We start from the raw sequence: 14,736 nt of genomic DNA, 5'->3' as shown, positions 1-14,736 counted from the left end.
ACCAGTCCCATATGTTTCATATGGGAACATACCGGCCGCGGGAGAAGACAATGCGTGCAGTGCGTTCAGTGATCGTCATCGGTGGCGGCATCAGCGGTCTGGCCGCCGCGTGGCAGCTGCGCGGCCGGGCCGACGTCACCGTGCTGGAGAGCCACACCAAGGTCGGCGGCAAGCTGCGCACCGGCACCATCGCCGGGATCACCGTGGACGAGGGGGCGGAGTCCCTCATGGCCCTGCGGCCCGAGGCCGTGGAACTGGCCGCCGCCGTCGGGCTCGGCAACGCCCTGTGCGATCCGGCGAAGGCGCCGACCACGGTCTGGACCCGCGGCGCCCTGCGCCCGCTGCCGGCCGGGCACGTGATGGGCGTCCCCACCGACCCCGCGGCGCTGGCCGGCACCGGCCTGCTCTCGCCCGAGGGCGTGGCCAGGGCGGCCGCCGAGGAGACCCTGCCGGCGGAGCCTCTGACCGGGGACTGCTCGGTGGGCGGCTACCTCGCCGCCCGCTTCGGCCGCGAGGCCGTGGACCGGCTGGTGGAACCCCTGCTGGGCGGGGTCTACGCGGGCCGCGCCGACTCCCTCTCGCTGCGCGCGGCCATGCCCCGGATCGCGGCCCTCGCCGAACAGGGCGGCCCGCTGCTGCCCGCGCTGCGCCGGATGCGGGCGGCGGGCGCCCCCCGCTCGGCGGCCGTGGCCGTCCAGGGCGTGGCCGGCGGCACCGGCCGCTTCCCGCAGGCCGTCGCCGCGGCCTGCGGGGCCCGCATCCTCACCCAGACCACCGCCCGCTCGCTCCAGCGGCTGCCGGGCGACCGGTGGCGGGTCCAGGCGATGACGGACGACGGGCCGCTGACGATGGAGGCGGACGCGGTGGTCCTCGCCCTCCCCGCCTTCGCGGCGGCCGAGCTGCTGCGCCCGCACTCACCGCTCGCCGGGGACGGGCTGGCCGGCATCGCGCACGCCTCGACCGCGGTCGTCACGATGGCGTTCTCCCGGTCCCGGGCCCACTTCCTCCCGGAGGGCAACGGATTCCTGGTCCCTCCCGTGGACGGGCACACCCTCAAGGCCGCCTCCTTCCTGTCCAACAAGTGGGCGTGGCTGCACGCGGCCGCACCCGACACGTTCGTCCTGCGGGCCTCCATCGGCCGGATCGGCGAGGACGACCTCCTGGCCCGTCCCGACCGGCACCTGGTCCGCTCCGCGATCGCCGAACTCCACCACGCCGTCGGCCCGATGGGCGAGCCCCTGGCCGCTCGGGTGACCCGCTGGGACCGCGGCCTGCCCCAGTACGGCGTCGGCCACCGCGACCGCGTCGCCCGTATCCGCGGCGCGGCCGCCGAGCTCCCCGGGCTGGCCCTGTGCGGGGCGGCGTACGAGGGCGTGGGCGTGGCCGCCTGCGTGGCGACGGGCCGGGCCGCCGCCCGGCAGCTGCTCCCCGCGCGCTGATCCGCGCCCGGCCACCCGGGACCCCCGTTCGGGTCATCGCGGGGGCGGGCTCGGCGAAGCGCGCACAGGATGGGCGCATGTCGAGAAACGCCTTGCGGGCCACCGCTGCCGCCGCCCTCGCCGCCGCACTGCTCACCACGAGTGCCTGTTCCGACAGCGGCGACGGGGAGAAAACGAAGGCCGGCGGCGCCAAGGGTGCCGAACCCCTCGAGTGGGGCGAGTGCGAGGCCCCGACCGCCGCCGAAGGGGGCGGACCGGCCCCGGGCAAGGACTGGCAGTGCGCCACCCTCGACGTCCCCCTGGACTACGCGAAGCCCGAGGGGGAGACGATCCCGCTCGCCCTGATCCGCGCGAAGGCCCGCGACGAGAAGAACCGCCTCGGCTCCCTCGTCTTCAACTTCGGCGGCCCCGGCGGCTCCGGCATCACCACCCTCCCGGGCGCCGCCAAGGAGTACGAGGCCCTGCGCGCCCGGTACGACCTGGTGAGCTTCGACCCCCGCGGGGTGGGCCGCAGCGCCCCCGTCCGCTGCGAGGACGACAAGCAGCTGGACGCCTACTACGCCCAGGACTCCTCGCCGGCCACGCCGGAACAGGAGAAGGCGTTCGTCGACAACATCAAGAAGTACCAGCAGGCCTGCGAGACGAACTCCGCGAAGGTCCTCCCGCACGTCGGCACCTCCAACGCCGCCCGCGACCTGGACCGCGTCCGCCAGGCCCTCGGCGACGAGAAGCTCAACTACTTCGGCATCTCCTACGGCACCGAACTCGGCGGGGTCTACGCCCACCTCTTCCCCAAGAACGTCGGCCGGGCCGTCTTCGACGCCGTCGTGGACCCGACCAAGACCTCGGAGGAGGGGGCGCTGGGCCAGGCCGAGGGCTTCCAGCTCGCCCTCGGCAACTTCGCGCAGGACTGCGTCGACCGCGGCGACGCCTGCCAGCTCCAGGGCAGCACCGCCAAGGAGATCGAGGAGAACGTCATCAAGCTCCAGAAGTCGCTGGCCGCGAAGCCGATCGCGGGCATCGGCGACCGGATGCTCACCGAGAGCGCCGCGACGAACGGCATCGCCCAGGCCCTGTACTCCAAGGAGCTGTGGCCCCTGCTGGAACAGGGCCTGGACGAGGCGGGCGGCGGCCAGGGCCAGCTCCTGATGGCCCTGTCGGACGCACTCAACGGCCGCGACCAGCAAGGCCGTTACAGCAACATCGGCGCCGCGAACACCGCGATCAACTGCGCGGACTCCAAGGAGCGCTACACCCTGGCGCAGACCAAGGCCAAGCTCCCGGCGTTCCGCGCGGCCTCGCCCGTCTTCGGCGACTTCCTGGGCTGGGCGATGATGGGCTGCACCGACTGGCCCGTCGACGGCGCCTGGGAGACCCCGGACGTGTCCGCCCCGGGATCCGCCCCGATCCTGGTGATCGGCAACACCGGTGACCCGGCCACCCCGTACGAGGGCGCCCGCAAGATGGTGGAGCGCCTCGGCCCCGGCGTCGGCGTGGAGCTCACGTACAAGGGCGAGGGGCACGGCGCCTACAACAGCGGCGACGCGTGCGTCCAGCAGGCGGTGAACACCTACCTGCTGGACGGGAAGACCCCGCCGGCCGGCACCGTGTGCACCGCGGCGCCGGACCCCACGGGAACGCCCGTGGCCCCGCAGCAGCCGCAGAGCGGCTGAACGGTCCGGGAACGCCGCAGGGGCCGTACGGCGCTTCGAGCGCGGTACGGCCCCTGCGGGTTCACCGGGTACTGCGGGTGCGGGCGGGCGGGCGGGCCTAGTAGACCGGCTTGTCCGGCTCGATCTGGTGGACCCAGCCGATGACGCCGCCGCCGACGTGCACCGCGTCCGAGAAGCCCGCGGACTTCAGGACCGCGAGGACTTCCGCACTGCGGACACCCGTCTTGCAGTGCAAGACGATGCGCTTGTCCTGCGGCAGGTCCTGGAGGGCCGTGCCCATCAGGAACTCGCCCTTGGGGATCAGCTTCGCGCCGGGGATCGAGACGATCTCGTACTCGTTGACCTCGCGGACGTCGATGATCTCGATCGGCTCGTCGGTGTCGATCCACTCCTTGAGCTGCTTGGGAGTGATCGTCGAGCCGGCGGCCGCCTCCTGGGCCTCCTCCGACACGACGCCGCAGAAGGCCTCGTAGTCGATGAGCTCGGTGACGGTCGCGTTCGGACCGCAGACCGCGCAGTCGGGGTCCTTGCGGACCTTGACCTGGCGGTACTGCATCTCCAGCGCGTCGTAGATCATCAGGCGGCCGACCAGCGACTCGCCGACGCCCGTCAGGACCTTGATGGCCTCGGTGACCTGGATGGACCCGATGGACGCGCAGAGCACGCCCAGGACGCCGCCCTCGGCGCAGCTCGGGACCATGCCCGGCGGGGGCGGCTCGGGGTAGAGGCAGCGGTAGCACGGGCCGTGCTCGGACCAGAAGACCGAGGCCTGGCCGTCGAAGCGGTAGATCGAGCCCCACACGTACGGCTTGTTCAGCAGCACGCAGGCGTCGTTGACCAGGTAGCGCGTGGCGAAGTTGTCCGTGCCGTCGACGATGAGGTCGTACTGGCTGAAGATCTCCATCACGTTCTCGGCTTCGAGCCGCTCTTCGTGAAGGACCACGTTCACGTACGGGTTGATGCCCAGCACGCTGTCGCGGGCCGACTCGGCCTTGGAACGGCCGATGTCCGCCTGGCTGTGGATGATCTGGCGCTGCAGGTTCGACTCGTCGACCTCGTCGAACTCCACGATGCCCAGCGTGCCGACACCGGCCGCGGCCAGGTACATGAGGGCGGGCGAGCCGAGGCCGCCCGCGCCCACGGCCAGCACCTTGGCGTTCTTCAGGCGCTTCTGGCCGTCCATCCCGACATCCGGGATGATCAGGTGGCGGGAGTACCGACGGACCTCGTCAACGGTGAGCTCAGCAGCTGGCTCTACCAGGGGTGGCAGCGACACGGGGACTCCGTAGATGTGAACGTCTGAACGGTGGTTCTTTCCGTAACACTGCCACGCCCTCCTTCATTCCGAGACACCCGGTCCGATCCGCGAGACGATTTCGTCCCAGTACCCGGGCATCGAGGCCCACGGATCCCGGGCCGGCGTGCTGCGCCGGTCCGTGAACCAGACGGTCGCGGCCCCCTGCCAGCGGGCGATCCGCGTCGCCTCCTCCAGGTGCGTGCGGGGCACGCCGTGGACGAGGTGACAGAACCGCTCCGGCGGGTGGTCGGCGGTCCACTCCGCGACCTGGGACCAGCGGTAGTCGGCCCAGGCCCCGGAGAAGGTGACCAGCTGGTCGGCGGCCTCCACGTAGCCCTCGCACGGGTGCGTGCCCTGTCCGAGCACGATCAGCACGTCCTCGCCGAGCCCGCGCAGGGCGTCCGACACCCGGCGCACCGCGGCCAGTTCGGCCGGTCCGGCCGGGGCCTGCGCCAGGTAGAAACCGCCCACCCCGTACCAGTCGCGGAAGCGGTGGGCGTCGGAGAGCAGCTCCCCGAAGGACCGCTTTCCGTCCCGCATCGCGAGATGTCCGAGGACCGTGCCGCCCGAGCGGCGCAGTTTCACGGCGGCCTCGGTGCAGTGCGGATCGGGGCGTCCGCCGGGACCGTCGGCGACGTTGAGCACCGCCCAGTGCAGTGGGGTGCCGGGGCGGGTCAGCTCGGCCCATTCGACCGGCGCCAGGAGCGGGTGCGCGTAGCCGGGGATGCCGAGGCCCAGGCGGCCGGCCTCGGTCCCCTCGGCCAGCGCGGCCCCCGGCGGCGTGGTCAGATGCGGCACGCCGCCTCCATCCAGATGTCCGCCAGGGACTCCTCCAGGTTGATCCGCGGCCGCCAGCCGAGCCGGTCGCGGGCCGTGCGCACGTCGGCCTGCTGCCAGGCCCCGCAGCCGTCCGGGTACGGGTACGGCTGGGGCGCCTGCGCGGCGAGCTGTTCGGCCGTCGCCTCGGAGCGGGGGGATCCGATGGCGGCGAGGCCGGCCGGCCGGCCGGGGTGGGCGTGCGCCTGCGGTCCGCCGTGCGGGACGTCCAGCTCGTGCAGGGCGCCCCCGTACCCGGCGACCCGGGCCAGGACGGCGGCGGCGTCGCGCAGCCGGACCGCGCGGCCGGTGCCGATGTTGACGACGCCCTGGGCGGCGGAGAGGGAGGCGGCGTGCACGGCGCGCGCCACGTCCCGTACGTCCACGAAGTCGCGCTGCACGCCGAGCCCGCTGAGCTTGAGCTCGCCGTCCCCGGACTGCATCGCGCGGCGCATGGCCTCGGCGAGGCGGCCGAGCGGGGAGCCGGCCGGGGTGCCGGGGCCGACGGGCGAGAAGACCCGCAGGACGACGGCGTCCAGGCCGGAGCCGAGCACCAGCTCGGTGGCGGCCAGCTTGCTGACTCCGTACGGTCCGCCGGGTCTCGGCACGGCGTCCTCGGCCGTGGACGAACCGGGCTGGCTGGGCCCGTACTCGGCGGCGCAGCCGAGCTGGACCAGGCGGGCGCCGCAGCCGCTGCGGCGCAGGGACTCGCAGATGGTGGCGACGGCGACGGTGTTGTGCCGGGTGAGGTCGCGGGCTCCGCCGCGGGTGGCTCCGGCGCAGTTGACGACGACGCCCGGGTGGACGGCGTCGAGGAAGCGGGTGAGCGCACCGGGGCTGCCGGTGGCGAGGTCGAAGCGGACGTCGGCGTCGTCGCCGCGGCCGAGCGCGGTGAGCTGGACGGCCGGGTCGGCGAGCAGCCGGTCGGCGACGTAGCGGCCGAGGTATCCGTTGGCTCCGATCAGCAGCACCCTCATCGCGTGGCCCCTTGGTTGGTTGGCTGGCCGGTCATGTCCTGTGTCTCCTTGCGGGTGGGTGGATGGGGCGTGGACAGGGGTACGCGCTCCGGCGTCGGCTCCGAAGTGCGGTGGCCGTCACGGGGACGGGGCTCAGGGCCGCGCATGGGCGGACGCGCGGGACAGGGTGAGGAAGGCGTGTACGAGGAGCCCCGCCGCGGCGGCGACCGCCGCGGCCGGGACCGGGACCAGGGCGAGGACGAGCGCGGCGGCGACGGGGCGCCGCTCGGCGCCGTGCCGCAGCAGCATCCGGACCAGGAACAGCAGCACCGCGAGCGGCACGGCCGCGGCGAGGCCCGCCCCGGCGAGCGCGGCGGCCCCGGCGGCGGCCGCGGTGAACACCGCCGCGCTCCCGGCGAGCAGCGGCCGGGCCCGGTCGGCGAACTCCCCGAGGCCGCGGCTCCCGGCCAGCCGGGCCCGGGCCCGGGCGGCGAACGCGGCCGCCACCAGGTGTCCGGGGGCCACGGACAGCGCGAGCGCGACGGCGAGGGCCGGGCCGTGGCGGTACGCGGCCCAGCCGACGACGGCCGCGGCCAGCAGGTGCGCGGTCAGGGGGAAACGGCCGGCGGCGCGACCGGGCCACACGAGGGCGGCGACGGCGGCGGCCCCCGCGGCGGCCCCCGTCCAGGGCTGCCCGGCGCCGGCCGCGCCGAGCGCGAGCACCCCGGGCAGCAGCGCGAAACCGAAGCCGCGCAGGGCCCGGGGGCCGGGGGCGGCCCGGCCGGCCGGGAGCGGCGCGACGGCGGGCGCGGCGGCCTCGCCGCGGGGGGTACGGGCGTACAGCTCGTCGGCGAGCGAGAAGACGTCGCGGTGGCGGAACCGGGCGGCCGTGCGGTCGGTGATGCCGTGGGCTTCGAGCCCGGCGGCGATCTCCAGCGGGTCGACGGCCCGTTCGCACAGGTCGCGGTGGCGGTGCAGGAGCGCCTTGACGGGATCCCCGCCGGACCGCCGCCGCCCGGGACCAGGAGCGGGAACGGGACCGGGAGCGGGAACCGGAGCGGGACCGGGAGCCCGAACGGGACCGGGAACCGGAGCGGGACCGGGAGCCCGAACGGGACCGGGAACCGGAGCGGGACCGGGAGCCGCATCCGGACCCGGCACCGCGGCCGGAGCAGCCACCGCGGCCGGCCCCGGCGCCGCCCCGTGCTCCCCCGCCGGGAGCGGGTCCGGTACCGCGGCCGCGTCCGCGTCCGCGGCCGCGCGTTCGTCCAGGGTGGTCATGCGGTCGCCTCCGGCACGGGGGCCCAGGTCGGGGTGGTCCAGTGGCCGGGGACCCGGGCCTCCGGGGGCTGCGCGAAGGGGACCTCGCCGTCCGGGCGGGCGGAGCCGCGGGCGAGCAGGCGCAGGTAGACCTCCTGGAAGGCGGCGACGTTCTGCTCGACGGTGAAGAGTTCCAGGGCCCGCGCGCGGGCCGCCGAGCCGAGCCGCTGGGCCCGCTCGGGGTCCCGCAGCAGGGAGAGGCAGGCGTCGGCGAGGGCGCGCGGATTGCGGGGCGGGACGACGAGGCCGGTGCCGCCGATGACCTCCTGGACCGCGCCGACGTCCGTGGAGACGGTGGCCCGACCGCAGAACATCGCCTCGGCCAGGGTGATCGGGAAGCCCTCGATGACGGAGGAGAGCACGACGACGCGTCCGGAGCCGTACGCCTCGGCCGTCGAAGGGGCGTCGGGGCCGCCGATCTCCTCGAAGGTGACGGGGTTCTCGCCCGCGGTCACCGCGTCGACGGCCTCGTCGGGAAAGAGCTGCGCGGCCAGCGACCGGCAGTCGGCGAGGTACTGGGGGGCCACGGCCGTCGCGAAGATCCGCAGGCGGGACCGGGGTTCGGCTCGCCGCACCTCGGCGAAGGCGTGCAGCAGCGCGATGAGGTCCTTCGCGGGCTCTATCCGGCCCACCCACACCAGCGTGTCGGGGTCCCCGCAGTCCGCGGCCTCCCCGACCGTGGCGAATCGGTCCGCCTCCATGCCCGGGTAGACCGTCCGGAGCTTCTCGCGCGCGGCTCCGCAGCGCTCCTGCCAGCGCCGGGCGTGCGCGTTGCCCGGGGTGAGCAGGTCGGCCCGGTCGTAGATCTCGCCGGCCAGCCGTACGTGGAAGGCGGCGAGCAGCGCCCGGGCGGCGGGCCGGGCCTCGGGGCCCTGCTCCAGGTAGTGGGCCCGCAGGTGCACCCCGTACTCGGTGACGAGCAGCGGCACTCCGAAGAAGCGTTTGGCCAGCAGTCCGGGGAGCGCTGCCACTCCGCCCGCCGCCGCGTGGCTGATGTCGACCTCGCCGAGCCCGGACTCCCCGTACCAGTCGAGCGACAGCGGGCGGAGCATCCGTTCCAGTGCGTCCACGAAGTCGAGCATGTCCGGGACCTGGGCGGCCCGGACCGCGCTGCTCGCGCCCGTCGCCCGGCACGCGGACTCCACGGCCCGCACCGCGGACTCGGAGCGCAGGGCCGCGTACAGCCCGCCCTGCTCGCGGGCGAGTTCGGCCAGCCCGTACAGCCCGGCCGCGAAGGGCGCGGCCCCGGCGGCGCAGACCCCGTGGACCAGCTCGCGGAAGCATCCGGCGAAGCGGCGCCGCTCCCGCCGGGAGTACGTCCGGCCGTCGTCCGCCGGGGCCCACAGGGGGGCCGTGCGGACCCGGGTGACGTGCTCGGGCAGCGGGACCCGGGCGCGCTCCTGCTCGGCGCTGCGGCTCAGCGCGTACAGCTCGAACTCGTGCTGCGGGAGCCCGCGCACGAGCCGGTCGCACCACAGCCTGGCCTCTCCCGTGGCATACGGATAACCACCTTCCGTGAGCAGTCCGATCCGCACGAGTGGCACCCCCGATCTCCCGTTCAGGCGGTCGCCGTCGGTCCGGTGACCCGCCGCGGATGAACTCAAGCGGATATGCCGAAGGCGCGACGGACGGTTGTCCGTCGCGCCACCGGAAGGGGTGAAGAGTCGTAACTTTCCCGTACGGTTCGCGTTCGAGCACGCTAGAAATGGGTGCGCCTACGCGAAGACCTCCCGCCGCACGGTGCGGCGCTCGGCGGCCAGGCCCGGGTCCAGTGCCGGTACGGCGGCCAGCAGCCGGCGGGTGTAGGCGTGGGCGGGGCGGTCGTAGACCTCGTCCACCGGCCCCTCCTCCACGATCTCGCCTCCGCGCATGACGGCGACCCGGTCGCTGACCTGCCGGACCACCGCCAGGTCGTGCGCGATGAACACCAGGGCGACGCCCAGCTCCCGCTGGAGCCGCGCCAGCAGGGCGGTGACCTGCGCCTGCGTGGTCACGTCGAGCGCCGACACCGGCTCGTCGCAGACGATCAGCCGGGGCGCGGGGGCGAGTGCGCGGGCGATGCCCACGCGCTGGCGCTGGCCGCCGCTGAACTCGTGCGGATAGCGGTCGTAGTGGCCGGGCTCCAGCCCCACGCGCCGCAGCAGCTCCGCGACCCGGGCGCGGAGCACGGCACCGTCGCGCTCTCCGGCCGCGCGCAGCGGGTCGGCGATGGACTCCCCCACGGAACGGCGCGGGTTGAGGGAGGAGACGGGGTCCTGGAAGACCATCTGCGCGCCGGGGGCCACCCCGGTCGTCTCCCGGCCGGCGTGCCGGACCTGCCCGGAACTCGGTTCGAGCAGGCCCACCAGCATCCGGCCCAGCGTGCTCTTGCCGCTGCCGCTCTCGCCGACGATCCCCAGGGTCTCCCCGGCGTGTACGGCCAGGGACACTCCGCCGACGGCCGTGACGGCCCGCTTCCCGCGCCCGAACTCCCGCCGCAGGGCGAAGGCCTCGACGACGGGCGGGCCGCCCTTCCCGTGGAGCGGCGCCGGGTCCCCGGTCCGGTCCCGGTTCTCCCGCGGGGCGTCCAGCCGCGGCACCGCCGCCAGCAGGGCCCTGGTGTACGGGTCGGAGGGGGCGGACAGGACCTCGGACACCGGACCGCGTTCCACGGCGGCGCCGTCCCGCATCACCAGCAGTTCGTCCACGTTCTCGGCGGCGACGCCCACGTCGTGCGTGACCAGCAGCAGTCCGAGGCCGCGCTCTTCGCGCAGCCCGTGCAGCAGGTCCAGGATCTGCGCCTGGACGGTGACGTCGAGGGCGGTGGTGGGCTCGTCGGCGATCAGCAGCCGCGGCTCGCAGGCCAGGGCCATGGCGATGAGCGCGCGCTGGCGCATGCCGCCGCTGAACTCGTGCGGCCGGGCCCGGGACCGGCGTGCGGCGTCGGGGATGCCGACCCGGTCCAGCACCTCGACGGCCCGCGCCCGCGCCGCCCGCCGGGAGACGTCCGCGTGCACCCGGTGGACCTCGGCGATCTGGTCGCCGATGGCGTAGTACGGGTCGAGGGAGCTCAGCGGGTCCTGGAAGACCATGGCGGCGGTCCCGCCCCGCAGCCGGCGCAGTTCGGCGGGCGTCGCGGCGGCCACGTCCGTCCCGCCCACCCGGACGGTGCCGGCGAGCCGGGCGCCCGTGCCGCGGTGCAGCCCCAGCAGGGCCGCCGCGACGGTGGACTTGCCGCTTCCGGACTCGCCCACGATGCCCAGGGCGCGTCCCGCGCCGAGGGTGAAGGAGATGCCGTCCACCGCCCGGACCCGCTCCCCCGGTCCGCCGACCGGGAAGTCGACCACGAGGTCCCGTACCTCCACCAGCGTCCCGGTCATGCGAGGGCCACCCTCCGGTCGGCTGCGGCGTGGAGCAGGTCGGCGATCGCGCCGGCGACGACCACGGCGGTGCCGATGGTCAGGACGACGCCGACCACGACGGGCAGGTCGACGACCCGCACGCCCTCGATCAGGGTCTTGCCCAGGCCGGGGATCCCGAAGAGCGACTCGGTCAGTACGGCTCCGCCGATCATCGTGCCGAAGTCCACGGCGCTGAGCGCGATCACGGGGGCGACGGCCCCGCGCAGCGCGTGCCGGGTGACGACGGCCCGCTCGCCCACGCCGTACGCGCGGAAGGTCCGGATGTGGTCCTCCGCGAGGGTCTCCAGGGTGGAACTGCGGGTGAGGCGCGCGTACTTGGCGCTCTCGAAGACGCCGAGCGTGACCCAGGGCAGCAGCATGTTCCAGGCCCACTGCTCGGGGTCCTCGCCCAGCGGCACGTAGGTCGGGAAGGGCAGCCACTGGAGGTACGCGCACACCGCCATGAGCAGCAGCAGTCCCAGGATGAAGACGGGGGTGCCGGTTCCGGCGAGGGTGAGGACGGTCAGCGCCCGCTCGGTGAGGCCGCCCCGGCGCAGTGCGGAGAGCAGGCCGGTGCCGACGCCGACGACGAGCCAGATCACCAGCGCGCCGAGGGCCAGCGACAGGGTGGCGGGCAGCCGGTCGAGGATCAGCTCGGTGACCTGCCGGTCGTTCTGGTACGAGAATCCGAGGCAGGGGGCGTCGCAGTGCAGGACGAGCCCGGCGCCGCCGGAGTAGTCGCGGCCGGCCAGCAGTCCCTGGAGGAAGTGCAGGTACTGGACGGGCACCGGGTCGCCCAGTCCGAGCTGCGCGCGCACCTGGGCGATCTGCGCCGGGTTGCAGCGCTCTCCGCAGGCGAGGCGGGCGGGGTCGCCGGGGGCGACGTAGAAGAGGAGGTAGACGATCACGGAGAGGGCGAGGAGCACGAACAGTGCGCCGCCGGTCCGTTTGAGCACGAAGCGGATCACGCCGTGCGCTCCTTTCTGGTGCCGACCCGCAGGCGCGAGCCCTCGCGCGGGTCGAGGGCCGTGCGGACGGCGTCGCCGAGCACGGTGAACGCGAGCACGGTGACGAAGAGCAGCCCGGCGGGGAGCAGGACGTAGGCGGGGTCGGCGCGGAACCAGGTCTGGGCGCTGGACAGCATCTGCCCCCAGGACGGGGTGGGCGGTTTGACCCCGACGCCGAGGAAGGAGAGGGAGGCCTCGGCGACGATGTTGGCCGGGACCTGGATCGCGGCGTAGGTGATGACGGGCGCGGCCAGGGAGGGCAGCAGCTCGCGGCGGGCGATCCGCAGGGTGCTGTTGCCGGACAGCCGGGCGGCGGAGACGAAGTCCAGGTCGCGCAGGGCGAGCGTCTGGGCCCGCACCATCCGGGCGGTGCCGCCCCAGCCCAGCAGGCCGATGACGAGGATGAGCAGCAGCGGCCGGGGGAAGTCGGGCGGGACGACGGCGGTGAGCGCGATGCCGAGCACGAGCATGGGCAGGGCGATCATCACGTCGGTGAGCCGGCCGATGAGCCGGCCGGCGAAGCGGCTGCCGAGGGCGGCGGCGAGTCCGGCGGCCAGCCCGGCGAGGATCTGCACGGTGGTCGCGCCGAGGGCGACGAGCAGCGAGATCTGCGCCCCGTACAGCAGTCGGGTGAGCAGGTCGCGGCCGGTGCCCGGTTCGACGCCGAGCCAGTGGTCGGCGGAGACGCCGCCGAAGGAGCCGAGCGGGACGCCGCCGCGGGCGGAGTCGACGAGGTCGTCGTGGTAGGCGTGGGGGTCCTGGCCGGTGAGCCCGGCGACCAGCGGCGCGGCCAGGGCGAGGAGGACGAGCAGCGCCAGGACGGTGGCGGCCGCGAGGGCCGCGGGGCTGCGGCGCAGCCGCCGCCCGACCTGGCGCGCGGCGCCCGCGCCCGGGGGGACGGCCCCGGGCGCGGTCACCGACTGCGGTGCGGCGACGGTCACTTGACGGAGACCTGCGAGATGTCGAGGACGCCGGTCCAGTCGCTGATGACGACGTTCTTGACGTCCTTGCCGACGAGCCGCTTGTAGACCGGGTGGAACAGCGGGACGTCCAGGGCCTGTTCGCCGATCTTCTTGTCGAGGGCGCCCCAGCGCCTGCCCGCGGCGGCGAGGTCGGTGAGCTTGGCGATCTCGTCGATCTCGGCGTTGACGGCCGGGTCGTCGAGCTGCGCGTGGTTGTAGTTGGAGCCGTTCGCCACGATCTGCCGGCCGTCGAAGATCGGGGCGAGGAAGGGGCCGCCGGAGGGCCAGTCGGCGCCCCAGCGGGAGAGGAAGAATCCGGGGGTGTTCTTGACGTCCCAGCGCTTCTCGTTGAAGGCGTTGTTCTCCAGGCCCTCCAGCTTGACCGTGATCCCGGCGGCGGCGAGGGCCTGCTGGACGGCGGTCGCGACCTCGGGGCTGGTCTGCCGGTTCTGGGCGGTGGAGTGGGTGAGGGTGACGGTGACGCCGTCGGGGAAGCCCGCCTCCTTCAGGAGTTCCTTCGCCTTGGCCGGGTCGCCCGTCTTGCCGGCGGGGAAGTGGTCGTAGGGCGTATGGCCGAAGGCCTCGCGCTCGGGCAGGAAGGTGGTGGCCGGCTCGGCGAGGGCGGAGCCGCCCGCCGCGTTGACGACGCTGGTGCGGTTGATCGCGTAGGAGATCGCCTGGCGGACCTTCGGGTTGTCGAAGGGGGCCACCTTCGGGTTGAAGGCGAGGTAGTTGACGTAGCCGAAGTGGCCGGTGCCGACGCGTCCCTCCAGCTCCTTGTCGGAGCCGATCTGGGAGAGTTCGGCCGGGCCCAGGTTGGTGTCGGTGGTGATGGCGGCCGCGTCGGGACCGGAGCTGGTGGTCAGGCGCTGGTTGATGACCGCGGAGTCCAGGCCGGAGCGGACGTCGATCGTGTCCGGGTAGGCCTTGCGCTCCTCGTCGGTCTTCTCGTCCCAGTGCTCGTTGCGCTCCAGGGTGAGGCGCTCGCCGTCGTTCTCGTTCTTGACGACCTTGTACGGGCCGGAGGAGACGGGGTGCTCCTCGTACGTGACGCCGTTGTCCTTGGCCTTGGGGACGGGTGCGAACTGCGTCTGGGTGGCGACGAAGGGGAACTCGCCCTCGGGCTTGCGGAGCGTGAACACGATGGTCTTGGCGTCGGGCACGGCGATCGAGGCGAGGCCCTTGCCGCCGTCCTTGTACGGGCCCTCGTAGGTGTCGCCGCCGACGAGCCAGTCCCGCAGGTAGGGGGCGCCGCCCGACAGTTCGGCGGCGAAGGACCGCTCGATGCCGTACTTGATGTCGGCGCTGGTGATCGGGGAGCCGTCCTCGTACTTCAGCCCGTCCTTCAGGGTGTACGTCCACTCGGTGGCGTCGGCGTTGGGCCGGCCGGTGTCGGTGGCCAGGTCGGGCACGACCTTGGTGCCGGGCGCGCCGTCCTCGCGGTTGCGGGTGGTCAGCGTGCGGAAGACCAGCGAGGGGACGTTGCCGCCGCCCGAGGTGTAGAGGCGGGCCGGGTCGAAGTCGCTCTGCGGCTCGGCGTTCAGGACGGTCAGGGTGCCGCCCTTCTGGGGCGCGCCCCCGGCGGCGCCTGGCTTGCCGCCTGCGGCTCCGGCCTTGTCCGCACCGTCCTTGGGCCCGCAGGCCGCGGCGCCCCCGGCCAGTACGAGGCTGACGGCGACCGCGGCCGCGCGGCGCGATATGTGGGACTGACGGAACATCGGAAGAGGACCTCTCGGCGTGAAGGAAGGGCGGAAGGGCCACGCGAGGGGCAGCGGTCAGCGGTCGGTCGGTGCCGGAACCAGGGCACCGTGACAGGGGAGGGCCGCGCCTGCGGGCATGCGTACACCCGGGCGCGGCGGTGATGACGAAAGGGTCGCGGCGCTTGC

The 14,736-nt window shown here is 74.4% G+C and carries 11 protein-coding genes; 2 read left to right on the top strand and 9 right to left on the bottom strand.

What is annotated here, in order from left to right:
* Positions 1-50 precede the first annotated feature (50 nt).
* Both hemG and ACZ6S8_RS00530 read left to right on the top strand, forming a co-directional pair.
* Positions 51-1,439 carry a protoporphyrinogen oxidase gene (gene hemG / locus ACZ6S8_RS00535; RefSeq protein WP_469451147.1) on the top strand — a complete coding sequence of 463 codons (1,389 nt, stop codon included), beginning with the start codon at positions 51-53 and terminating at the stop codon, positions 1,437-1,439.
* Positions 1,440-1,516: 77 nt separating this feature from the next.
* Positions 1,517-3,112 (top strand): alpha/beta hydrolase, encoded by a 1,596-nt coding sequence (locus ACZ6S8_RS00530; protein WP_469451145.1) that lies wholly within the window; start codon positions 1,517-1,519, stop codon positions 3,110-3,112.
* A 97-nt stretch (positions 3,113-3,209) separates the two neighbouring features.
* Here ACZ6S8_RS00530 and moeZ read toward each other — a convergent pair whose 3' ends face one another.
* From moeZ to ACZ6S8_RS00485, 9 genes are all read right to left on the bottom strand, one after another.
* Positions 3,210-4,388: an adenylyltransferase/sulfurtransferase MoeZ gene (moeZ, locus tag ACZ6S8_RS00525; protein ID WP_469451143.1), complete on the bottom strand. Its 1,179-nt coding sequence runs from the start codon at positions 4,386-4,388 to the stop codon at positions 3,210-3,212.
* A 63-nt stretch (positions 4,389-4,451) separates the two neighbouring features.
* Positions 4,452-5,207: a spherulation-specific family 4 protein gene (locus ACZ6S8_RS00520; RefSeq protein ID WP_469451142.1), complete on the bottom strand. Its 756-nt coding sequence runs from the start codon at positions 5,205-5,207 to the stop codon at positions 4,452-4,454.
* Positions 5,195-6,202, bottom strand: a complete 1,008-nt coding sequence (locus ACZ6S8_RS00515) for an NAD-dependent epimerase/dehydratase (RefSeq protein WP_469451140.1) — start codon at positions 6,200-6,202, stop codon at positions 5,195-5,197. Before ACZ6S8_RS00515 ends, ACZ6S8_RS00520 begins: the two co-directional genes overlap by 13 nt.
* Positions 6,203-6,334: 132 nt before the next feature.
* Positions 6,335-7,462 carry a hypothetical protein gene (locus ACZ6S8_RS00510; protein WP_469451138.1) on the bottom strand — a complete coding sequence of 376 codons (1,128 nt, stop codon included), beginning with the start codon at positions 7,460-7,462 and terminating at the stop codon, positions 6,335-6,337.
* The gene (pelF, locus tag ACZ6S8_RS00505) at positions 7,459-9,036 is read right to left on the bottom strand and encodes a GT4 family glycosyltransferase PelF (RefSeq protein WP_469451136.1); all 1,578 of its coding nucleotides are present in this window, start codon (positions 9,034-9,036) and stop codon (positions 7,459-7,461) included. Before pelF ends, ACZ6S8_RS00510 begins: the two co-directional genes overlap by 4 nt.
* 180 nt (positions 9,037-9,216) lie before the next feature.
* Positions 9,217-10,860, bottom strand: coding sequence for a dipeptide ABC transporter ATP-binding protein (locus tag ACZ6S8_RS00500; RefSeq protein ID WP_469451134.1), 1,644 nt, complete (start codon positions 10,858-10,860; stop codon positions 9,217-9,219).
* Positions 10,857-11,849, bottom strand: coding sequence for an ABC transporter permease (locus ACZ6S8_RS00495; protein WP_469451132.1), 993 nt, complete (start codon positions 11,847-11,849; stop codon positions 10,857-10,859). Before ACZ6S8_RS00495 ends, ACZ6S8_RS00500 begins: the two co-directional genes overlap by 4 nt.
* The gene (locus tag ACZ6S8_RS00490; RefSeq protein WP_469451131.1) at positions 11,846-12,829 is read right to left on the bottom strand and encodes an ABC transporter permease; all 984 of its coding nucleotides are present in this window, start codon (positions 12,827-12,829) and stop codon (positions 11,846-11,848) included. Before ACZ6S8_RS00490 ends, ACZ6S8_RS00495 begins: the two co-directional genes overlap by 4 nt.
* Complete coding sequence (locus ACZ6S8_RS00485) at positions 12,826-14,568, bottom strand: ABC transporter substrate-binding protein (RefSeq protein WP_469451130.1); 1,743 nt, start codon at positions 14,566-14,568, stop codon at positions 12,826-12,828. Before ACZ6S8_RS00485 ends, ACZ6S8_RS00490 begins: the two co-directional genes overlap by 4 nt.
* Positions 14,569-14,736 lie beyond the last annotated feature (168 nt).

Source organism: Streptomyces sp. NPDC048461 (genome assembly GCF_055587105.1).
This window is presented reverse-complemented; position numbering and strand designations above follow the sequence as displayed.